20 protein-coding genes and 1 rRNA gene are annotated in these 20,910 nt (G+C 44.5%); 10 read left to right on the forward strand and 11 right to left on the reverse strand.

Annotated elements, in window-relative coordinates:
• Positions 1-40: 40 nt before the first annotated feature.
• Together thiC and HMPREF1139_RS06360 are read left to right on the forward strand one after the other, a co-directional pair.
• Positions 41-1,375, forward strand: coding sequence for a phosphomethylpyrimidine synthase ThiC (gene thiC, locus HMPREF1139_RS06355; RefSeq protein WP_009650452.1), 1,335 nt, complete (start codon positions 41-43; stop codon positions 1,373-1,375).
• Positions 1,365-2,465: an Mrp/NBP35 family ATP-binding protein gene (locus HMPREF1139_RS06360; RefSeq protein ID WP_009650579.1), complete on the forward strand. Its 1,101-nt coding sequence runs from the start codon at positions 1,365-1,367 to the stop codon at positions 2,463-2,465. The genes thiC and HMPREF1139_RS06360 overlap by 11 nt, the downstream gene beginning before the upstream one ends.
• Before the next feature lie 25 nt (positions 2,466-2,490).
• Here the strand turns inward: HMPREF1139_RS06360 and HMPREF1139_RS06365 are convergent, their stop codons facing one another.
• The 7 genes from HMPREF1139_RS06365 to HMPREF1139_RS06395 all read right to left on the reverse strand — a co-directional run bounded on the left by HMPREF1139_RS06365 (position 2,491) and on the right by HMPREF1139_RS06395 (position 7,811).
• Complete coding sequence (locus HMPREF1139_RS06365; RefSeq protein WP_009650454.1) at positions 2,491-2,952, reverse strand: DUF2628 domain-containing protein; 462 nt, start codon at positions 2,950-2,952, stop codon at positions 2,491-2,493.
• Positions 2,953-2,999: 47 nt separating this feature from the next.
• On the reverse strand, positions 3,000-4,349 hold the full coding sequence (locus HMPREF1139_RS06370) for an MmgE/PrpD family protein (protein ID WP_009650488.1): 1,350 nt from the start codon (positions 4,347-4,349) through the stop codon (positions 3,000-3,002).
• A gap of 16 nt (positions 4,350-4,365) precedes the next feature.
• Positions 4,366-5,256 carry a lyase family protein gene (locus tag HMPREF1139_RS06375; protein WP_198003118.1) on the reverse strand — a complete coding sequence of 297 codons (891 nt, stop codon included), beginning with the start codon at positions 5,254-5,256 and terminating at the stop codon, positions 4,366-4,368.
• The gene (locus tag HMPREF1139_RS06380; RefSeq protein ID WP_009650593.1) at positions 5,201-5,797 is read right to left on the reverse strand and encodes a lyase family protein; all 597 of its coding nucleotides are present in this window, start codon (positions 5,795-5,797) and stop codon (positions 5,201-5,203) included. Before HMPREF1139_RS06380 ends, HMPREF1139_RS06375 begins: the two co-directional genes overlap by 56 nt.
• A 25-nt stretch (positions 5,798-5,822) precedes the next feature.
• Positions 5,823-7,094 (reverse strand): anaerobic C4-dicarboxylate transporter, encoded by a 1,272-nt coding sequence (locus tag HMPREF1139_RS06385; RefSeq protein WP_009650526.1) that lies wholly within the window; start codon positions 7,092-7,094, stop codon positions 5,823-5,825.
• Positions 7,095-7,166: 72 nt separating this feature from the next.
• Positions 7,167-7,550, reverse strand: coding sequence for a winged helix-turn-helix domain-containing protein (locus tag HMPREF1139_RS12035; protein WP_332247895.1), 384 nt, complete (start codon positions 7,548-7,550; stop codon positions 7,167-7,169).
• A 3-nt stretch (positions 7,551-7,553) separates the two neighbouring features.
• The gene (locus tag HMPREF1139_RS06395; RefSeq protein WP_009650513.1) at positions 7,554-7,811 is read right to left on the reverse strand and encodes a PAS domain-containing protein; all 258 of its coding nucleotides are present in this window, start codon (positions 7,809-7,811) and stop codon (positions 7,554-7,556) included.
• A gap of 118 nt (positions 7,812-7,929) precedes the next feature.
• Between HMPREF1139_RS06395 and HMPREF1139_RS06400 the strand changes: the two genes are divergently transcribed.
• Positions 7,930-9,126, forward strand: a complete 1,197-nt coding sequence (locus tag HMPREF1139_RS06400; RefSeq protein ID WP_009650505.1) for a tetrahydrodipicolinate N-succinyltransferase N-terminal domain-containing protein — start codon at positions 7,930-7,932, stop codon at positions 9,124-9,126.
• Between the two features lie 9 nt (positions 9,127-9,135).
• Positions 9,136-9,618 carry a hypothetical protein gene (locus HMPREF1139_RS06405; RefSeq protein ID WP_009650565.1) on the forward strand — a complete coding sequence of 161 codons (483 nt, stop codon included), beginning with the start codon at positions 9,136-9,138 and terminating at the stop codon, positions 9,616-9,618.
• Between the two features lie 41 nt (positions 9,619-9,659).
• On the opposite strand, the gene HMPREF1139_RS06410 is transcribed toward HMPREF1139_RS06405, so the two are convergent.
• The 4 genes from HMPREF1139_RS06410 to HMPREF1139_RS06425 all read right to left on the reverse strand — a co-directional run bounded on the left by HMPREF1139_RS06410 (position 9,660) and on the right by HMPREF1139_RS06425 (position 15,618).
• Positions 9,660-10,235 carry a hypothetical protein gene (locus HMPREF1139_RS06410; RefSeq protein ID WP_009650572.1) on the reverse strand — a complete coding sequence of 192 codons (576 nt, stop codon included), beginning with the start codon at positions 10,233-10,235 and terminating at the stop codon, positions 9,660-9,662.
• Between the two features lie 276 nt (positions 10,236-10,511).
• Positions 10,512-11,204, reverse strand: a complete 693-nt coding sequence (locus HMPREF1139_RS06415; protein ID WP_034966221.1) for a DUF4272 domain-containing protein — start codon at positions 11,202-11,204, stop codon at positions 10,512-10,514.
• 15 nt (positions 11,205-11,219) lie between these two features.
• Positions 11,220-13,031, reverse strand: a complete 1,812-nt coding sequence (glmS, locus tag HMPREF1139_RS06420; protein ID WP_009650468.1) for a glutamine--fructose-6-phosphate transaminase (isomerizing) — start codon at positions 13,029-13,031, stop codon at positions 11,220-11,222.
• Positions 13,032-13,035: 4 nt separating this feature from the next.
• Positions 13,036-15,618, reverse strand: coding sequence for an HD domain-containing protein (locus HMPREF1139_RS06425; protein ID WP_009650546.1), 2,583 nt, complete (start codon positions 15,616-15,618; stop codon positions 13,036-13,038).
• A gap of 30 nt (positions 15,619-15,648) precedes the next feature.
• On the opposite strand from HMPREF1139_RS06425, the gene mqnE reads away from it, so the two are divergent.
• The 6 genes from mqnE to HMPREF1139_RS06455 all read left to right on the forward strand — a co-directional run.
• Positions 15,649-16,710, forward strand: a complete 1,062-nt coding sequence (mqnE, locus tag HMPREF1139_RS06430; protein WP_009650499.1) for an aminofutalosine synthase MqnE — start codon at positions 15,649-15,651, stop codon at positions 16,708-16,710.
• Between the two features lie 14 nt (positions 16,711-16,724).
• Complete coding sequence (locus HMPREF1139_RS06435; protein WP_034966223.1) at positions 16,725-18,038, forward strand: NCS2 family permease; 1,314 nt, start codon at positions 16,725-16,727, stop codon at positions 18,036-18,038.
• Positions 18,039-18,047: 9 nt separating this feature from the next.
• On the forward strand, positions 18,048-18,488 hold the full coding sequence (locus HMPREF1139_RS06440) for a phosphoribosyltransferase (protein ID WP_009650457.1): 441 nt from the start codon (positions 18,048-18,050) through the stop codon (positions 18,486-18,488).
• A gap of 9 nt (positions 18,489-18,497) precedes the next feature.
• Entirely contained in the window at positions 18,498-19,706 is a 1,209-nt protein-coding gene (locus tag HMPREF1139_RS06445) for a glycosyltransferase family 39 protein (RefSeq protein ID WP_009650541.1), read from the forward strand.
• A 5-nt stretch (positions 19,707-19,711) separates the two neighbouring features.
• Positions 19,712-20,374, forward strand: coding sequence for a pilus assembly FimT family protein (locus HMPREF1139_RS06450; RefSeq protein WP_009650588.1), 663 nt, complete (start codon positions 19,712-19,714; stop codon positions 20,372-20,374).
• 476 nt (positions 20,375-20,850) lie between these two features.
• Positions 20,851-20,910: ribosomal RNA gene (locus tag HMPREF1139_RS06455) — 16S ribosomal RNA — on the forward strand; the annotation flags it as partial.

Raw genomic sequence — 20,910 nt, forward strand, 5'->3', positions numbered from 1 at the left:
TTGCAGTAAAATTATCCGAATTTTGATATTAGGAAATTTGATGAGAGAAGAGTGGCTTGACGCCCGAAAAAACGATGCGACGCCTACACAGATGTATTACGCTAAAAACGGCATCATAACCCCCGAGATGCGCTATGTCGCGGATGTCGAGGGGCTTGAGGCGGAGTTTGTCAGGCAGCGCGTAGCTAGTGGTGCGATGATAATCCCCGCAAACATAAAACATAAAAATTTAGTCCCGATGGCGATCGGCATAGACGCTAAGACGAAGGTAAATGCAAATATCGGGAATTCAAGCCTTGCTAGCGATATCGATGGCGAGCTTGAAAAGCTTAGAGCTTGTCTGAAATACGGAGCCGACACGGTCATGGATCTAAGCACAGGTGGCGATCTAGACGCCATACGCGAGGCTATCATAGCAAATTCCAGCGTTCCTGTAGGCACCGTGCCGATGTATCAGATCATTCACGATGTGTGCGACCTTGAAAAGCTAAACAAAGACGTGATGCTTGAAGTCATTGAGCGTCAGGCTAGTCAGGGAGTGAGCTACTTTACGATACACGCGGGCTTTTTGCTGAAATTTATGCCTCTTATCTCAAAGCGCAAGATGGGTATCGTAAGTCGCGGCGGCAGTCTGATGGCCAGCTGGATGATGCACTATCATAAAGAAAATCCATTTTACGAAGCATTTGATGAAATTTTGGATATTTGTGCGAAGTATGACGTCGCACTTTCGCTTGGCGATAGCCTGCGTCCGGGCTGCTTGTATGACGCTACTGACGAAGCGCAGCTAAGCGAGCTGAAGGTGCTTGGCGAACTCACGCTTCGTGCGTGGGAGAAAAACGTGCAGGTCATGGTCGAAGGTCCAGGTCACATACCGCTAAACCAAATCGAATACAACGTAAAAATCGAGCAAGAGTGGTGTCATAATGCGCCGTTTTATGTGCTCGGGCCGCTAGTAAGCGATATCGGGGCGGGGTATGATCATATCACTTCGGCTATCGGCGGAGCGATCGCGGCCAGTCACGGTGTGGCGATGCTTTGTTACGTGACGCCAAAGGAGCATTTGGGGCTGCCAAACGCAAACGACGTCAGAGACGGCATAATCTCTCATAAGATCGCAGCACATGCGGCTGATGTCGCACGCGGTAGGACAGGAGCCATAGAGCGAGATCACGCGATGAGCGATGCTAGGTATAACTTTGACTGGAACAAGCAGTTTGAGCTCGCACTTGACCCTGATAAAGCTCGTGAGCTTCACGACGAGAGCCTGCCTCAAGACGTGTTTAAAGAGGCGGAATTTTGCTCGATGTGCGGACCGAAATTTTGCGCGTATAAAATTTCAAGAAAAATCATAAAGGAGAAAGATGTTAAGTAAAGAACAGATCATGGAGCGCCTAAAGGGCGTAGTTTATCCCGGATTTGAAAAGGATATAGTAAGCTTTGGCTTTGTTAAAAACGTGCAAGCGGGCGAAATCATAAAGATAGATGTGGAGATCGTCAGCTCAAATCCTGACATAGCAAACGAACTAAAAGCAGATATCTCGCGCGTGCTTGGTGGAGCGGCGGCCGAGATAAACATCATCCAGCCAAAGATGCCTCAAGAGAAGTCGAACTCTCAGAGCGGTAAAAATATCGCGCCGCAGATCAAAAATTTCGTAATGGTAAGCTCCGGCAAAGGCGGCGTGGGTAAAAGCACCACGACGCTAAATTTAGCCATTTCGATGGCGAAGCTTGGTAAGAAAGTAGGCCTGCTTGACGCTGACATCTACGGACCAAATATCCCACGGATGTTAGGAGAGCTCAACACTCAGCCTCAGGTCATGGGGAATAAGCTAAAGCCGATACTCAGCCACGGCATAGAGATGATGAGTATGGGCGTGCTGATGGAGGAGGGTGCTAGCCTCATTTGGCGCGGATCGATGATCATGAAGGCGATCGAGCAATTGCTAAAAGACGTGCTCTGGAGCGAGCTGGACGTACTTTTCCTCGATATGCCTCCCGGAACCGGCGATGCGCAGCTCACACTCGCACAAAGTGTGCCGGTGACCGCCGGTGTATGCGTCACAACGCCGCAAGTAGTCGCGCTTGATGACAGCAGACGCGGGCTTGACATGTTTGAAAAACTTCACATCCCGATCGCCGGTATCGTCGAAAACATGAGCGGCTTCATCTGCCCTGATAATGGCAAAGAGTATGATATCTTTGGCAAAGGCACGACCGAGGAGCTGGCTAAAATTTATAAGACTAAAATTTTAGCCCAAATTCCGATCGAGCCAGCGGTGAGGATAGGCGGCGATAGCGGCAAGCCAGTGAGCTTTTACGAGCCAAATTCCGTCACTGCCAAACGCTACGAGCAAGCTGCGCGCGAGCTTTGGGACGCGATAGAGACCATAAATAACGAAGGCGGCGCGGACAACTCCGCTATCCAGCCGGTAAATGACGGTAAGAGCGCGTGCAGTAAGTAAATTTTAGGGTCAGATGACCCTAAAATCAGCTCCCGAATGCCCAAACAAAATACAGTAACAATAAAATGGCGAATAACAAAATTACAGTTTCGTGCTTACCGCCTCGTTTGGCTAGCTCCTCATCGCTTTGCATATCTAAAATTTTGACAAATCTGCTGCAAACTATAAATTTCGCAGATACTGCACACGAATAAGCGATTATTAGTGTTGGAAGCAAGCCTGCAACAGGGATAAAAACGCATACCAGCAAGGTACAAAGCATAGCCGTATAGGCCTTTCTATAAAGAAAGAAAAATAGTGTTGCAAAAAACGCCCACCAGCTCCAAGTCGCTTTAAATGTGAATTCATTTGCTTGCGGGTCGAGAAATTTTTCACAAGCGCTTGCGTAAATCTCGACCTTTTCCGGTGTTTGAAGGTAAATTTCAAGCTTTTCTCGAAGCGTTTTGGGATCGCTTAAAATTTGCTTTTGATACTCTGATAGCTGCATATAAATCCTTGATAAATTTTGGTAATACTAACAAAATTTCGCCGGATTTAGCTTATTAAATTTAAAATTTCCTCTGAATTTTCACACTTTTCAAGCTCGTTTAGCCTTTCAAAAAGCCGTTTGTTTTCTCCTAAATCTTTTGTACATTCATAAAATTTAGACGCCATTTCATCCGTACTTAGCGGGTTTTGCGGATTGCCCTTTGCAAGTAGGCATTTGCCATTTAAAATTTCACCGTTTTCAAGCGTGATCTTTATCTTAACGGGCGAGGTTCCGATGAAGCCTAGCTTTTTAAACTCATCATCGACACTTACGTAAATTTTTCGCATAAACTCTTGTATTTGCGGATCTGCCACCTTTTCGTTCGTGTATTCGCCTAGGCCTGCACCACCGTAAAATAGCGCCGATGCGATAGCGTAACGCATCGAAAATTTAGCCTGCAAGGCATCGGTCGGAAACTCGTAGTTTAGCTCTTTTGGTGCAAGGAGTGAGCACCCTACATCTATACGTTTTATATCTCTAAAATTTAGACCGTATTTTGGCCCCATTTCAAGTGCAAGGTCGATCGCCGGATGAGCGCCGCTGCAGCTTGGATACCTTTTGAAAATCAGCCCGTTTTGTAGCAAATCCCAAGTATCGCCAAATTTTAAATCTACCTCGCCCTCATAAATTCCGCCAAAAGTTTGCATAAAGCCGTCCACACCTTCAAAACTATAAGGCGACGAGCTAAGCCCGCAGCCTGCAAGCAAAAGCGAGTCTATGCCGTTAAAGCATGCCATTCCTGCATGATAAGCTTTTACCGAAGTGCCAAAATTTGCTCTCACTCCGCTGGCTTTGGACGCAGCGATGCCAAGCGCGCTTATGATCTCGCTTTTGCTTGATCTTTTAAGCACTGCCGCCGCTACGACAGCCCCAAATACTCCAAATACACTCGTCGTATGCCAGCCGTTTTGAGAGACCTCGGGCATAGCGCAAAGTGCTAGTTTGTGCATGACTTCGCTTGCTAGTGCATAGGCTAGTATCATGTCTTTGCCGCCAAGGTTTAAATTTTCGCTCAGAGTAAAGCAAACTGGAGCGATGACTACGCTGGGATGTCCTATCGTGCTTAGGCTCACGTCGTCAAAATCAAGCGAGTGCGATGAGACAGCGTTTATCATAGCGGCTAGTTGGACGGAGCTTTTAAAGCCGTGGCAAAATACGCTAGCTTCACGCTTTTTGCTGTTAAGCTTTGCGTATTTTATCATCGCCATGACATTTTTATGCCTTGCTCCGGCGACGCTCACGCCTACGTAATCAGTAAAAGCCATCTTTATGATATCTATGAGCTTTGGCGGCAAGTCCTCATAGGAGGTCTCTTGCACGAATTTCGCCACTTTTTCAAATGCCGTCTCTTTCATCGAGCACTCCTTAAATTTAAGCCAGATCGTAAAGCTTTTTATATTTTTTGATGATACTTGCACTTTTTTGCGGATATATCATCACGAAAGGATCTAGCACCTCGTCCGCTTCGTCCGGCTTTAAAATTTTAAGCTCGAGTACGACCTCTTTTACGCTTTTATCCTCTTCAAATGCCTTTCTTGCGACTTTCGTGCCGACTTTATAGCCAAATATCGATGAAATTATCGTTGAAAGTGCGGTCGAATCGTTTGCAAATTTAGCGCATATTTGCTCGTTTGGTTCAAGCCCGTCGATGCACTTGTTGGCAAATATAATAAGCCCGTTTTGAAGCAGTTTAAAGGACTCGCATAAATTTTTGATGATGACCGGTTCCCAGACGTTTAGATCGAGCTCCCCGCCCTCTACCGCCATCGTGATAGCTACGTCGTTCCCGCAGATTTGATAGCCGATTTGATTTATAAGCTCCGGGATCACGGGATTTACTTTGCCCGGCATTATGGAGCTTCCGGGTTGGACGGCAGGTAAATTTAGCTCGTTTATACCGGCTCTTGGGCCTGACGAGAGTATCCTAAAATCAGTCGCGATCTTTGAAAGTGTGGTGGCAAGACGCTTTAAATTTGCCGAAATTTCGATATAAAAGTCTGCGTTTTGCAAGCCGTCGAATAAATTTTCCTCCATTTTAAATTTCTTACCCGTTACTAAATTTAGCTTCTCATAGACTTTGCTTAGATATCCCTCATGCACGCTAAGGCTTGTTCCTATCGCGGTCGCACCTAAAGGAAGCTCGCTAGCCTCGTCCAAAAGAGCTTTAAATTTCGCCTCCATCCTCTTTACGAAGCTAACGTATCCGCTAAAATACTGCCCGAAAGTCATAGGTACGGCAATCTTGTAGGCAAGTCCTACCAAGCCTTAGCGCGTTCTCGTGCTCTTTTTGCTTTTTGCTTAGCGCCGTCTCGAAATGTTTTAAAGACTCGCCAAGCTTTAATAAATTTGCATGCACGCTCATTTTCATGGCTGCTGGTATCACGTCGTTGGTCGATTGTCCCATATTTACGTGCGTGTTTGGATGCACGACATCGTAGCCTTTTTTGCCTGTGATGAGTTCGTTTGCCCTGCAAGCGATCACTTCATTTACGTTCATATTCGTAGATGTACCGCTACCTCCTTGAAAGACATCGATCGGGAAATTTTCGCCAAGTTTGCCAGCTACTACTTCGTCTGCGGCTTTGCAGACCGCTTCGCAAATTTGCTCGCTTATGGCACCGCACTCGTGATTTGCCAAAACGGCAGCCTTTTTTATGTAGGCTACGCTTTTGATGTATTCGTCCATTTCATAATGGCTCACTTCCGAAACGGCGAAATTTCTCATCGCTCTAAGCGTTTGCACACCGTAATACACACTATCCTCAAGCTCGCATTTGCCTAAGAAATCACTATCTTTTCTCATTTTATTCTCCTTAAATTTATTATTGTTAAAGGACTATTTTAGCCAAGAAGAAGCCAAAAGGCACAGAAACCACGATACTTAAAAGTCCGGGCAAGAAAAACGGATGGTTTATGATAAACGATCCCGTATCGTCCGTAGAGATTGCAAAAGCCGTAGTTGGATATATGTTTGTTATGTATAAAGCGCTGACCGCTACGAAGCTAGCCAGTATCGTTCCTGCATCTACGCCAAGAGAGGCGGCGATAGGCATCAAAAGCGCTGCTGTCGCACCTTGAGAGAATAAAACCGCACTCGTACCAAAAAATATGACGGCTAAAAGTGCGGGATACTCTTTTAAAAGCTCGCCGGCCATCTCTTTTACCGCAGGTATATGCACGCCTATGGCAGTAGAGCTTAGCCACGTGATGCCAAGCACTACTATAAATGACTCCGCGCCAGAAACGAAAATGGAGCTTTTCTTGATATCTTCAAGCGGGACTTTACAAGGAAAAACCATAACAAAGGCTACAAAAAGCATAGTTATGACGATGATATCTCGCGAAGAGAGATCATGCCCGATCTGCTTTTTAAATAAAAGCATTATTACGATAAAAACCACGCTTGCTAAAAACAGCCACACGGATATTTTTGCCTCTTTCGTAGTCCGAGCCGTTTTTTCTTCGGGTGATTCGAAGCTAACGAGACCCTTTTTGACTCTTTCTTGAAAGATAGGATCGTCTTTTAGCTCGACTCCTTGTTTGCTCGCAACAAAAGCAGCCACAAGAGCCGCGATCGCAGCAGAAGGCACGATGACCATCAAAGCGCTACCAAAACTAACTCCCATAGGCTCTAGCGTAAGATATAAAGCCGCAGTTGCCGCCGAGATAGGCGAAGCCGTTATAGCTAGCTGCGACGCTACGACAGCCGAGCTTAGCGGCTGAGAGGGGCGCACGCCGTTTTCTTTGGCAACTTGTTGGATGACGTTTAGCACCGCCATAGCCGAATACCCCGTACCGGTAAGTACCGTTAAAATAAACGTCGAGGCGGGAGCTAAGAAATTTATATATTTTGGATGATTTCTTAAAATTCTCTCGGTTATTTTGACCATATACGCCATACCGCCCGCTCTTTGCATTACCGAGATCGCCAAGATAACGGCCATTATGATGAGCATGACGGCTATTGGTATTTCTCCTGGTTTAACTCCCATGATAAATACAAGTATGACAAGTCCCAGGCCGCCTGCGAGCCCCACGCCGATACCACCAAGTCTAGCTGCAAGCACTATACAGCCAAACAGCACGATCATTTCGATCATATCATCTCCTTTAATGGAATTTTTCAGGAGAATTTTAATGCCGTCAGGTAATAAAAAAGTGATATTTGCCCGTTAAGAGTTTATGAGTCGGTATCCCATCATCGATACATTTTGTATCGAGTCGGTGGCCAGCTTTTTCTTAAGCCCTAGTACCAGCGATTTAAGGGCGGTTTTGTTCATGGTATTATAAGGATCTAATGCAAGAAAAATTTCATCATAGCTGGCTACTTCGCCGTGCTTTTCATAAAGTAAAAACAAAAGCGAATTTTCAAGTTTAGTCAAATTTACCTCTTTACCATCATGAAATTTGATAGTGCGATTTGCCGGATCGTAAAGTCCGATGCCGCCTAATTTTAGGGCGTTATTTGGGAAAAATGCGTCTGAAATTTCAACCAGGATCGTCGCTATAAATTTATCCTCCTCATCCTCACAGATAAAATCGATGACTTTAAAAATGCTTTACTTTTTGTAGTAGCGGTTAAATTCGTAGATCGCCGCAAACGAGTCCGCTTTGCCGCTCAATAAAAGCTTGTCGATATTTTCAAGATGCTTTATAAAGGACTCGTCTTTTAAAATTTCGTAGTATTTTTTGCCTAGTAAATTTTGCGTATTAAACCCGAAAAAATCCCCCACTAGTTTGTTGGTATAGACTATTTCTTGGCGTTTGTTGCGGATGTAGATGCGATAAGGCAGATGATCGAAGGTGCTAAAATTCATGGCTTTTAAAATTTTTTATAATTTTACGAAATATAGCATAAATTTATGAAATTTATCCGCGAGCAATTTCCCCTTAAACATTATTTTGCTAAACTCCATTAAAATTTAAGGAGCGAAAATGTCAAAGATAAATATCGAAACTAAAGAGCAGTTTAAGGATTTTTGCGAGCAGTTACGCGCACAAAAGGGCTACAAAGACCCACTTGCGTTTGGCATCGCGCGAGTAGATCTTGGGCAGCTAAATGAGGATAAAATTTTGCAAGCCAGCTACGCCGTGGTAAATTTCAAAGAGAGCTTCCTCTCGGCTGCCGCGCTTGTTTGGGCGTTGAAAGAGTGTGGCGTCGAGGTTGATTTTAAAGCCAGCGAGTTCGTCGCAGGGTTTGATGCGAAGGTCGCTAAGAAGGCATGGAAGCTTTTTGGAGTGTTTAAGGATGAAATTTCGCAGCATAAAAACGTTCAGGTCGTAAATGCAGTGCGTCACGCGCTGGAAGATGAGAAAAACGAGGGCAAATTCCGCGTCGTTTTTATCTACGAGGATACAAAGCCGCTCAGCGCCGAGGCCGTTTATCTGAAGCTTTATTTGCTTAGCTTGCAAAAAGCGCCGCTTCGCTCTCTTTGTCTGGAGGGGGCTTTTGGGGCGTTATCAAACGTGGCTTGGGGCGCTGATGGCAAGCCTATCGAGCTTGAGTGGCTACGCGCGAATGAGATAGAGCTCAAGATGAGCGGCCGATATCCGGCGATAGTGAGCGTGGATAAATTCCCGCGCTTTTTAAGTCACATCATACCGGCCGAAAATACGCGCATCCTAGATACCGCTAAGGTGCGCATGGGTGCTTCGATAGCGGCCGGAACGACCGTCATGCCGGGTGCTGCGTATGTGAATTTCAACGCAGGAACGACTGGTAGCGTGATGATAGAGGGTCGCGTCAGTAGCTCCGTGGTCGTGGGCGAGGGCAGCGACGTGGGCGGGGGTGCTAGCATCCTTGGTGTGCTTAGTGGCACGAACGGCAACCCCGTCAGCATCGGCAAGCATTGCTTACTGGGCGCAAACTCGGTCACCGGCATACCCCTTGGCGATAAATGTATCGTAGATGCGGGCATAGCGGTGCTTGAGGGCACGAAGGTCTTTATCAGCCAGGCGGAGCAGGGCAAGCTCGCCGTGATAAATCCAAATTTTAAATTTGATCGTGAAATTTACAAAGGTCTCGAACTTGCGGGGCTAAGCGGGCTACACTTCCGCCAAAACAGCCAAAACGGGCAGATCACGGCAAGTGCTAGCAAACGCGCGATAAAGCTGAATGAGGCTTTGCATTAGGAGGCGGCGATGAAGATAGGCATCGTGTTATACGATAAGGTAAATTTGCTAAATTTCGCTCAGATCAGCGACTTTGTGCGCGGACTTGATGGTGCGAGGGTGAAGACCTATGCTCTAAAGCCTGAGATCGTCGATGAGGTCGGGCTTAGGCTACATCCTGAAATTTACGCCGAGAGCCTATACGGGCTTGAGGCTATCATCGTGCCAGATGGCATAGGTGCTTTAAGCCTTAGATACGATGAGATATTTTTAAGCTGGATCAAAGGCGCTTTAGGAGCGAAATTTAAGATCGGGCTTGACCTTGGAGTGCTGATACTTGGGGGAGCCGGGTTTTTAAAAGGACGCGAGGCGGCCATAAGAGGCGGCTACAAAAATGCGCTGAGCGAATACTGCGAATTCATCGATGCAAAAATGTGCGATAGTGACGGTGTGATCAGCATTTGCGAGCTAAACAGCGAGGTCAGGAACGCTCTTTTTGAAATTCTAAAGTAAAGTGACGGCGAGGCGATCCTAGCAGCGACCGTGTCTGCTACCTATGATCTATTTGAAAAATCTCTCATACTAGCCCACACACTGACGAGCAGTAGCGGTAAAACGGCGTCTGATATGAGGTCAGCCACCGCAAGAAATGGCTGCGTGAAAGCCCTTAAACTCTGCACCGAGTGCAATGTATGCAAGGTAGCGACGGCGATGAGCAAAAATGCATACGAGCTAAAAATTTTACTTTTTGCGATGCGCGCCATTTTGAAATTTAACACTATCCAAACAAATAGCAAAAAGCACCACAAAAACGGCAGCACACCAAACAAGATCAGCATGTTTAACGATCTATCCGCGAGGTAAAATCCCGCGCAGCAAAGCAGAACTATGATAGTCACTATGCCGGCGCGCCTGAAAGTGCAGCAGACGTTTGAGCCCGAGATCTGCGAGATCAAGTGAAAGCTTTTGTGAAAAAGAGTGAGTGCGGCGATTAGAAAGATCAGCCGTACCACTGCAAGCGGCGTTTGTAGCTGCTCGCTCGCGGGGAAAATTTTCGTCAGCTCTATCACAAGCAGACACAGCGCGGCGCAGATACCGTTAAATTTAGCGGCCTTGAATTCGGCGTTCATCTTTTTCCTTTAAAATTCTATATTTGATCAAGCTGAAAATTTTAAAGTGAATATACATAAATTCATTTTAAACAAGGCTTGCTGTGCGGTTTGTCCGCCAAAAGCGCAAAAATGTCGTGCCAGGCCCATAGGACACCCTAAAATAGTGGCGATAGATAGTAGTGAAAAGCTCAAGGATTGTATGTATAAGAAGATGATGGGAAAATAGCGTTTTACCCGAAAGAATTTTATGAGGCAAGGCGCGATAAAGCTTATCGCACCGATATTATTTCGCCTTTATGTATCCATAGCGACGTTGTCCCAGTCGTTTTCCTTGTCCATATCTACGATCCACCACAGTCCTGCGCGACGCTCCATTACGACGCCCTCGTCAAGTTTCTTTGGCATCGGTAGATTGTTTATGCGTGCATTGACGCAGGCCCAGTGATAGCGGTAGATGAGGTCGGCTTCGTCCAAAATTTCGTCGATGTCTCTTAGCTTTGCAGCTGCGATGAATTCGTCTAAATTTGAAAATTTAGCCACGATGCCTATGGCTGTCGGACCGTCTACTATGGTGTCCGGGAAATTTAGCTCGTCCACAAAGCCTAAAGCCCAAACAAGCGCCCAGTAAGACTCGTATTTCCAGACCATGTTTATGATCTCTTGCTCGTTGGCCTGCGCGTCTATGACGCTCTTTTCTTTTGGCGTGAGATCGTTTGTAACGCCAAAAGCCTCCAGCTTGCCAAGTAGGAATTCACGCTCGTTTTCATAGTTACCGTTGTTTTGCTCTAGAGCTGCTAAGATCGCTATCAGGCAGGCTACGGCGCGTCTAGATATCTCCTCTACGCTTCTTTTTCTGACCTCGTTTTTGCCGTCAAGCATAGGTAGCCAGTCGATGTATGGGATGTCTAGCTTTTTTAGCTTCTCAATATTTTGGGCTTTTCTAGACTCTGGCGCTTTCTCGCCACCTTTTTTGAATGCGTTAAAAATTCCCGTTTTCTATCCTTATTCGACGGTTACTGATTTTGCTAAATTTCGCGGCATATCGACGTTGTTACCAAGCCTCACTGCGATCTCGAGCGCTAAAATTTGCAGTATTATCATCATCTCGAAAAATTCGCTCATCGGATGATCTTGCTCGCTAGTCTTTATAAAATCATCGCTAAGCTCGAACTCCTCGGGGCTTATCGCTACGATATAAGCGTCTCTTGCCGCAAGCTCTAAAGTATTGCTCTTCGTCTTCTCGTATAAAAGCGTCTTTGGCATGAGCGCTATGGTAAAGAGCTTCTCGTCCGCAAGTGCGATAGGTCCGTGCTTCATCTCGCCCGACGGATAGCCCTCGGCGTGCAGATATGAAATTTCTTTGAGCTTGAGCGCTCCTTCTAGCGCGAGCGGATAGAAGATGTCACGTCCGATAAAGAAAAAGCCGTGCCCGTGCATATAGTGCTTGCTTAGGCGGTGTAGCTTTTCTTGCAGGCTCGTATCGATGTTTAAAATTTGAGGTATGTGAAGCAGCGTCTTTATCTCTTTATCAAGCTCTTTTGCGCTTAGCGAGCCCTTAGCTTGGGCCACTTGAAGCACCAGCATCCAAAGTAGCGCCACTTGCGTAGCAAAGGCCTTTGTGCTGGCTACACCCTTTTCGATGCCTGCACGCGTTAAAAGCGTGATGTCCGCGATACGCACGATCGAGGAGTTGTCGACGTTGCAGATGGCTAGCGTTTTTAGCCCGTTTTCTTTAGCGATCTTAAGCGCTTCTAGCGTGTCTGCGGTCTCGCCGCTTTGGCTGATGACGATAAATAGCGAATTTTTAAGCAGTTTTGGCTTGCGGTAGCGAAATTCGCTCGCTACCTCGACCCTGGCTCTAACGTCAGCCAAGCGCTCGAAAAGATAGCTCGCCGTAAGTGCGGCATGATAGCTCGTCCCGCATGCACAAAGCACGATATCATCGAGACTTTTTAGGTATTCGTCGTCTAAATTTTCGAGCGAAATTTTATGATTTTTCACACGTCCCATGAGAGTCTCCGAAACGACCGCGCTTTGCTCGTAAATTTCCTTTTCCATGAAAAAGGTATAGCCCTCTTTTTGCGCGTAGCTCTTGTCCTTTGGTAGGGCGCTAAAGCTCACGTTCAGCCTTTTGTGTGCCTTAAATACGGCGATCTCTTCAAGGCTTACAAAGCCGTAGCTCTTGTCGTCGAGATAGCATACCTCCTTTGCCACGCCGATTAGCGGAGCGTCTGAAGAGGCGAAATATACCTCCTTTGCGTCACTTTTGCCTATCGCCATAGGAGCAGCATCTTTTGCAAAGAAAATTTTATCAGGCTCGGTTTTGGTGATGAGAAGCGTCGCGTATGCGCCTCTTAGTCTGGCGATGGTCGCCTCGTAGGCCTTGAATGCGTCCTTTTTCTCTTTTAGCGTCTCCTCGAAAAGATGGACTATGACCTCGGTGTCAGTCTGGCTTATAAATTTCACGCCTTTGGCCTCGAGCTCCTCTTTTAGCTCCTTATAGTTTTCGATGATGCCGTTGTGCACGACAAAGGAGTGCTCGCCAAGGTGCGGGTGAGCGTTTATCTCGGTCGGTTTGCCGTGCGTCGCCCAGCGCGTATGGCCTATCGCCACGCCAAAGCCTTCCGAGGTGAAGTCTTTGACCTTGTCGGCTAAATTTTCAAGCTTGCCAACGGCCTTGAAATAATCTATCTTGTCGCCGCTCATCACGGCCATACCCGCGCTGTCGTATCCGCGGTATTCGAGCTCTTTTAGTCCGTTTAAAATGACGCTTTTTTTCTCTTTATCTCCGATGTATCCTACTATTCCGCACATATTTTTACTCGCTTATCAATAAATTTAAAATTTTCTCGCCGTTACGGCACAGCCTATCGTTTTTCTCGATCAAAAAAAGATTACGCGTGCGATTTTTGATGGTCTGTATCCTGGCGCTCGCGATACGAAAATTCGCCTCGTTCATGACGCTCATTACATAGGCCATCAGCCCACGCTGATCTTTTGCGTTTATGCCAAGTCTGGCATAGTCTTTTGAGTGATTGATGTCGAAGTTTATCTCATCTTTGTTAATATTTGGTTTGAGCGGCTTTGGATTTTCGCTGCTTTTTAGCGCGTTTCTTGCGAGCCGCTCGATGTTTTTTAGCTCCGAGGTCTTGATGTTTTTGTTAAAGTCCAGCCTGATGTAAATTTTCTTATCAAAAAGCTCGAAGATCTCCATATATGCCAGATCAAAACCGGCCAGATCGGCAAGCAACGCGGCTAAATTCATAGGCTCGTTAGAGATGATCTGTAGGCTTAAATTTTGCTGGTTTTGCACGAAAATATCTAAATTTTCGCACGCATTTGCCATTTTGCTTAGATTTATGATCTCGTTTGCGCTGTATTTTGCAAAGACTAAATTTGAAGTGATGTCAAAAATTTTGTCCTTAAGGCTTGGCTCGAGCGCTTCGTAGGCTTGGTTGCGCTTTATGGAGTGCTCCTTTTTGACGCGTCTGGTAGCTTCATCGAGTAAATTTTCATCGTCAAAGCTTTCAAGCGAAATTTCATAAAGCTCACGTAAGAGTTTCGCGTTATAGGCGTTATAAAGCTTCTCACTAGTGGCGTTTATCACGCAGTAGCTAAGGATATAGAGCAGCTTTAAGACCTGCTTATCGCCAAGCTTTGATATAAAGGCGAATATCACGCGCTGAGAGTAGATGTCCTCTCTGTTTGAGACGTTACTCATGAGAGTGTGGTATTTTACGAGCAAGACGCCGACATTCACGGACTTTGCACTAAGGCCAAGCCTATTTGCGTATGCTCTGAATATATTTGAGCCAACGACGCTGTGATCGCCGCTTAGGCCCTTGCCCACGTCGTGCATGAGCGTTACGATCTTTAGCATCATCTTGCCCTCGGCGCACAGCTCTTGATATAAATTTCTTATGAATTTATCTTTTATGTTTTCCAGGTAGCGTACGCTCAAGATACTGTGCTCATCGACGGTGAAATCGTGATATCCGTCGTATTGAGCCAGCTGAGAGATATGCTCCATCGGTTTTACTAGGATTTGTATCATCTGCGCGTCTAGTAGGGACTTTAGTATGCAGTAGGCGTTGTTTCTGGTAAATATCTTTTTAAACTCGACGATCGCTCTTTCAAGCTCGTTTTTGCCTATTTTCGCCCGTTTTATGTAAAAGACGGTGCTTATGTCAAATTTATAATTGATATCCTTTAACGAGAGTAGCTGCTTTATGAGGATGTCGATATTTACGGGCTTTTTATGCACCGGCGTGTAGATCGCACCGTCTATCTCGTAAAAGCCGTTTTGGCGGCGCGCTAGCCGCTTTTGTGTGAAATTCAGCTCGCTTTTAAACAGCGGTCTGCAAAGGCAGGCGGCTAGAAACCGCGAATAGATGGCGACGTTATTCATGTTGCTTAGCATTTTTTGGCTGATTATGCTCTCGTTATCCTGTGTTTTTTTGGACTTGGTCTGCATGAAATTTGTGATCGTCTCTACGCTGGAGGCGCTAAATTTATCGGAATTTTGCGTTAAATTCAGCGCTGATTTCAGACTCATCAAAAAATCTACATTTAGGTTAAAGGCGGCAATCTCCTTTTCGTCCATAAATTTTAGCGCCTGAGATCTGACCGAAACGTCGCTGTCAAGGCAGTTTAGTATGCAGTGTAGATGCCAGACCTCGTCGCTACCGCCAAAGCCGGTTTTGAGATCTGGCTCTTGATGTAGATATTTTATATTTTCAAATGGCAAAAACGCCTTTATGTGATAGCTCAAAAACTCGAGTTTGTCGTGCTCTTTTAGCTTTGCGATCTCGCTTTTGGTCAGACGATAGAGGCTTTTTGAGCCGCAGATGTAGCGCACCTGTGAAATTTCGCTCTTGGCTCTCACGTCATCTTTATAATGTGCGAAAAATTCGTCTATTTCGACGCTTTTTATCTGCAAATAGATCGGCGAAGCGTTTAAAATTTCAGTGAGCGTTTTGACGAAAAATTTTATATTGTAGCCTTTGACGTTTTTATAAACGATCAAAATTTCAAGCTGTGAGCTAGCTGAAATGATGCTTTGAGCGTATTTGCTCGTGGCTAAGACGCTTATGCTAAAAGCGTCTGTTTGAGGCATGAAGTCGCCGAAAAATTCCCTCATAGCCTCATTTAGATAGCTTTTTATGAAGTCGTCGTTCTCTTTGACTAAGAAATTTACAAAATTCCTGCCTTGATTTTTTTGAAAATATTTTGCGAGATTTTGTTTGAAGTCCTTGAAATTTTCGTTTATTTTCACGATATTTTGGCTAGTTTTAAATTCTTGGCTCGTTTGCATCAAAATAAATCCAACTTTAAATTTATGAACCTCGATGATACTAAATTTTTGCAAAAACAAAGCTTTTTTTTCATATAATCCAAGCATTAGTTTAAGCTTTAGGATAAAATCACGATAATGAAAATACTCGATAAACTGCAAAGCGGCGAACGTTTGAGTAAAGACGAAGCCTTTTTGCTTTATGACCTGCCGCTTTTCGACTTGGCGAAATTTGCTAACATCAAACGTCAAAATTTACACGGCAAGAAGGTCTTTTTCAACGTAAATCGCCACATAAATCCGACAAATATCTGCGCTGACGTCTGTAAATTTTGCGCATTTTCGGCGCATCGTAAAAATCCAAATCCATATTTGATGAGCCACGACGAGATAATGAAAATCGTGCAAAATGCCGTAGAAAACGGAGCTAAAGAGATACACATCGTCTCGGCTCACAACGCCAAAAGCGGCTGGCAGTGGTATCTTGAAATTTTTAAAAAGATCAAAGAGGCCTATCCAAATTTGCATGTCAAGGCGATGACTGCAGCCGAGGTTGATTTTTTGGCGCGTCATTACGGGCTTAGCTACGAGGAAGTGATCGAAAAGATGCTAGAATACGGCGTAGATAGCATGCCAGGCGGCGGGGCTGAAATTTTTGACGAGGGCGTGCGGGCTAAAATTTGTAAAGGTAAGGTCAGTAGCGAAAACTGGCTAAAGATACACAAAATGTGGCATGACAAAGGCAAAGAAAGCAACGCCACGATGCTTTTTGGACATATCGAAAGCCGTGAAAACAGGATCGATCACATGCTGAGGATCCGTGACGTTCAGGACGAGACCGGCGGGTTTAACGCGTTCATCCCGCTTGTCTATCAGCGCGAGAATAACTATTTAAAAGACGTGAAATTCTTAGGTTCGGTCGAAATTTTAAAGACAATGGCCATATCTCGACTCGTGCTTGATAACGTGCCTCATATAAAGGCTTATTGGGCGACTTCGACTCTGAATTTAGCTATGATAGCGCAGGAGTTTGGCGCTGATGATCTAGACGGCACGATACAAAAAGAGAGCATCCAAAGCGCTGCTGGTGCTGCAAGTGCGAATGGAACCAGCATGAAGACGTTTTGCGATATCATAAAAAGCTCGGGATTTATTCCTGTCGAGCGCGATAGTTTGTATAACGAGATCAAAATTTATTGATAAAGGGGGCTTTTGTGGATATTTTTTCTTTAGCGCAGAACAAAACCAGCGTAAAGCAAGAATTTGGCGCCGGACTTACGACGTTTTTGGCGATGATTTATATCGTGCCTACGAACGCTTTCATAATGAGCGAAACCGGCATGCCTATGGAGGCCTTGATCACCGCAACGGCCTTGATCACGATATTTTCGACCGTTTTAAACGGGCTTTGGGCGAATACTCCGGTTGCGATGAGCGTGGGGATGGGGCTAAACGCTTATTTTACATACGGGCTGTGTTTAGGCATGAAAGTACCGTGGCAAACGGCGCTTGGCATCGTTTTTTTGAGCGGAATTTTATTCATTGCGCTATCTTTCACAAATTTTAGAATTTGGGTCATCAGATCTATCCCTGTCGATCTGCGCCGTGCTATCAGCGCAGGTATCGGCACTTTTATAGCCTTCGTCGGGCTACAAAAAATGGGCATAGTCGTAAACAACGACGCGGTTTTGGTCGGACTTGGAAATTTAAAAGATATGAACGTTTTGCTCGGTATCATCGGGCTTATATTAGTCATTTCGTTTTGGGCGTGGAAGATAAAAGGCGCGTTCATATTGTCCGTTTTGGCGACCTCGTTGATCGCTTGGATATTTGGAATTTCACCTTATCCGAAGGAATTTATCTCACTGCCCGCATCTATCTCGCCTATTTTTTTAGAGCTTGATATAAAGAGCGTATTTTACGATGCGATGGGAAATTTCAGCCTAGCGCTCCTGCCTATCGTGGTCGTATTTTTTGTGACCGATCTGTTTGACTCGATAGGCACTCTATCAGCCGTGGGCATGAGAGCGGGGATCTTTAGCGAAAGTAAAAAAGACGGCATCGTGAAGCTAGAAAAGACCCTGGAGGCGGACGCCGTAGCGACTGCAGCCGGAGCGCTCGTGGGCGTTAGCACGACTACCTCGTTCGTCGAGAGCGCCAGCGGTGTGGAGGAGGGCGGACGGACCGGCCTTACCGCGGTAGTTTGCGGACTATTTTTCATCCTCACGCTTTTCATGCTGCCACTGTTTAAAGCTATACCCGCAAACGCCATATATCCGATACTCGTGATGGTCGGTATTTTGATGTTTGCCGAGCTTGGCGAGATAAATTTCAAAGACAGCGCCACTGCGGTCGCGACATTTTTCATGGTCGTGCTGATACCGCTTACATACTCGATCACAAACGGGCTCGCGTTTGGTTTTATGGGGTATTTGATAGTTAAAATTTTAAAACGTGAATTTAGCGATCTGAACATCGGCATAGTCGTGCTGGCGCTCATTAGCTTTGTCGTATTTTTAGTGCATTAAGGAGAGGAAGTGATATTTTATTCTTACGATGAATTTGCCGTAGATGTTAAAAAAATGGCTGCCGAGATAAAGAGCGAATTCAGTCCTGACGTGATACTGGCTATCGCGCGTGGAGGGCTTACTTTAGGCCACTCTTTGGCGGTCGCACTAGATAACCGAAACCTTTTTACGCTAAATTCCATCCATTATGAAAATACGAATAAACTCGATACTATTGATATATTCAATGTCCCAAACCTTAGCAAATACACTAAAATTTTGCTCGTCGATGACATCATAGATAGTGGCGAGAGCATGGTCGAGATAAAGCGCGAACTGCTTAAAAGCTATCCAAATTTAGTGATCAAGATAGCGACCGTTTTTTATAAGCAAAAGGCGCTTTTGCTACCTGATTACAATGTCAAAGAGGCACACGACTGGGTCGAGTTTTTCTGGGATATACATATTTAAGGCTAAATTTTGATAAATAGCATAAGAGAGTCGGCTCTACGTCATAGGATTTTGACCATAACTTTTATATGCGTGATCGAGCTTGCTTTTTTGTTATATTGCGTATCGCAGCTTAGCATAAGCTACTACGAAGCGTCCATTTTTTTCGAGAAAAACAGCGCGATTGGCTACATAGTGCGTGCTAGTTGTGCGATTTTTGGGCAAAACGACTTTGCCTTGCGCGCTCCGATGGTGATTTTTCACATTTTAAGCGTGATCTTGCTTTATAAGATCAGCAAATTTTATCTAAAGCTGGAATTTGACCGTGTCGTTGCGGTCGTGCTTTTTATACTTTTGCCCGGCACATTAGCCAGCGCGATAGTCGTAAATAACGCCGGTCTTTGCATAATGCTGACGCTTTTAGCCCTTTATCTTTTTCATACGGATCGTAAAATTTTATTTTATCCGCTGTTTTGCGCTATTTTTTTTATTGACGGCGATTTTTTGATGCTTTATCTGGCGTTTTTTATCTACGCGATGTATCGTAAAAACGCTCCTCTGGCATGGATGAGCGCACTTTTGTTTTTGCTTTCTTTATATGTTTTTGGCTTTGATACCAGTGGCCGTCCAAGTGGGCATTTTGTCGATACTTTCGGCGTATTTGCCGCTGTGTTTTCTCCTTTTGTTTTTGTATTTTTCGTCTATACACTTTATAGAATTTGGATCAAGGAGAAAAAGGAGCTTTTATGGTTTATTTGTATAAGCTCGTTTTGTTTTTGCATGGTGGTATCGATCCGTCAGCGTATCGAACTAGAGGAATTCCTGCCGTTTTGTATCATCGCTACGCCGCTTATGGTGCGTATGTTTTTTAGCTCGTATCGCGTGCGTTTGCCGCAGTTTAGGAAAAAATATAAAATTTTTACCGGGCTCGTCGTCGTATTTTTGGGTATAAACTGGCTGTGTTTGGTGTTTAATCCGATATTTTATATTTTCTTAAATGAGCCGGCAAGGCACTTTGCCTATAAATTTCATGTGGCAAAAGAGCTTGCTGGCGAGATAAAAGCGGCCGGATATCAGGATATAAATGTGGAAAATCAAAGGCTTGGGCTCAGGCTTAAATTTTACGGCGTCAATGTAAGCTCAAAAAGCCGAAATTTACTTGTCAGCTCAGATAAAAACGCCGAATTTAAAATAGAAAAATTTGGTAAAGAGATCGCGAAATTTGAGGTTAAAGGATGATGAAAATGGTGACGAATAGAGCGTTTACGATGATAGAGCTTGTTTTTGTTATCGTGATAGTTGGCATTTTGGCTTCTTTGGCGATACCTAGACTTGAGCGCAACGGAGCTAAGGAAGCTGCCGAGCAGATACTTTCGCATATAAGATATACGCAACATTTGGCTTTACAGGATGATAAATTTAGCATAAGTGAAAAAGAATGGTATAAGGGGCGCTGGAGAATATATTTTAATTCTATGACAGAAGATAGCGATATTATTTGGCGTTATGTAGTCTTTTATGATATGCGTGGAGTCAAGGATTTTTCAGGTAATCCAAATAACGGCATAGTAAATATTGCAAATGATCCAAGCAAACCAGGTGGTAAGCTTATAGATAAATTTCAAAAACAATCTATACCAGAAAAAGCAAGAAATAAAAATTTAAATCTAACAAAAAGATATGGTATAGGTGGTAAGTATGGTGTAATAACGTCAAAGGAATGCAGTGGAAACACAATAGCTTTTGATAACATAGGGCGACCATATTCTGCTTTGCAAAATTCAAAAGGACCATACGATAAACTTTTGAAAAAGGAATGTATTGTTACTCTAAAAGATAATACTGGGCATCAAGCCAAGATACATATCGAGCCCGAAACCGGTTTTGCTTACATCACTTATAATTAGATATTATATAAATTTACTCAAAAGCTTATTTTTTCAACATCCTTTAAGCTTGCCTTGTATATAATTCCAGCTCACGATTTAAGAAGCCACCTTTAACTTCCCTGTTAATAAAGCCTTTTCTTTTTTATCGTTTGTTCTTTAACCTACCATTGTTAAACTATTAGTCAATCTTTGAAATCTAAACAAGTGATCGATTGAGCCGATCTGCTTTTAGGCTTTCTTTGGAAAGTAATCAGCAGATCAAAAACTAAATCATCTTTTCTTTGTAATAGATAAAGATGTATTAAAACATAAAAAACAAAAGTTTTTAGATTAAAAACTTCATATATCAAAAACCACTTAGACATTATCTAAGTAAGTGTCAAACCTTACTTATGCAATAACGATTTGCGAAGCAAGGAGTGTTGCAGTCTTTAGGTGGGTCAAGGGAGCATAGCTCCTTGTCGCAAGGAAAGGCTTTGCCTTTCTGCGAAGTAAATATGGAGAGTTTGATCCTGGCTCAGAGTGAACGCTGGCGGCGTGCCTAATACATGCAA

Source organism: Campylobacter sp. FOBRC14, from assembly GCF_000287855.1.
GTDB lineage: Bacteria > Campylobacterota > Campylobacteria > Campylobacterales > Campylobacteraceae > Campylobacter_A > Campylobacter_A curvus.

Excerpts from the sequence above, each read along its gene's own strand:
- HMPREF1139_RS06370 (WP_009650488.1), bottom strand. The coding sequence starts at position 4,349 with ATGAAAGAGACGGCATTTGAAAAAGTGGCGAAATTCGTGCAAGAGACC.
- HMPREF1139_RS06405 (WP_009650565.1), top strand. The coding sequence starts at position 9,136 with ATGAAGATAGGCATCGTGTTATACGATAAGGTAAATTTGCTAAATTTC.
- HMPREF1139_RS06365 (WP_009650454.1), bottom strand. The coding sequence starts at position 2,952 with ATGCAGCTATCAGAGTATCAAAAGCAAATTTTAAGCGATCCCAAAACG.
- HMPREF1139_RS06400 (WP_009650505.1), top strand. The coding sequence starts at position 7,930 with ATGTCAAAGATAAATATCGAAACTAAAGAGCAGTTTAAGGATTTTTGC.
- HMPREF1139_RS06410 (WP_009650572.1), bottom strand. The coding sequence starts at position 10,235 with ATGAACGCCGAATTCAAGGCCGCTAAATTTAACGGTATCTGCGCCGCG.
- thiC (WP_009650452.1), top strand. The coding sequence starts at position 41 with ATGAGAGAAGAGTGGCTTGACGCCCGAAAAAACGATGCGACGCCTACA.
- glmS (WP_009650468.1), bottom strand. The coding sequence starts at position 13,031 with ATGTGCGGAATAGTAGGATACATCGGAGATAAAGAGAAAAAAAGCGTC.
- HMPREF1139_RS06425 (WP_009650546.1), bottom strand. The coding sequence starts at position 15,618 with ATGCTTGGATTATATGAAAAAAAAGCTTTGTTTTTGCAAAAATTTAGT.
- HMPREF1139_RS06395 (WP_009650513.1), bottom strand. The coding sequence starts at position 7,811 with ATGAATTTTAGCACCTTCGATCATCTGCCTTATCGCATCTACATCCGC.
- HMPREF1139_RS06380 (WP_009650593.1), bottom strand. The coding sequence starts at position 5,797 with ATGAGAAAAGATAGTGATTTCTTAGGCAAATGCGAGCTTGAGGATAGT.
- HMPREF1139_RS06450 (WP_009650588.1), top strand. The coding sequence starts at position 19,712 with ATGGTGACGAATAGAGCGTTTACGATGATAGAGCTTGTTTTTGTTATC.
- mqnE (WP_009650499.1), top strand. The coding sequence starts at position 15,649 with ATGAAAATACTCGATAAACTGCAAAGCGGCGAACGTTTGAGTAAAGAC.
- HMPREF1139_RS06385 (WP_009650526.1), bottom strand. The coding sequence starts at position 7,094 with ATGATCGAAATGATCGTGCTGTTTGGCTGTATAGTGCTTGCAGCTAGA.
- HMPREF1139_RS06360 (WP_009650579.1), top strand. The coding sequence starts at position 1,365 with ATGTTAAGTAAAGAACAGATCATGGAGCGCCTAAAGGGCGTAGTTTAT.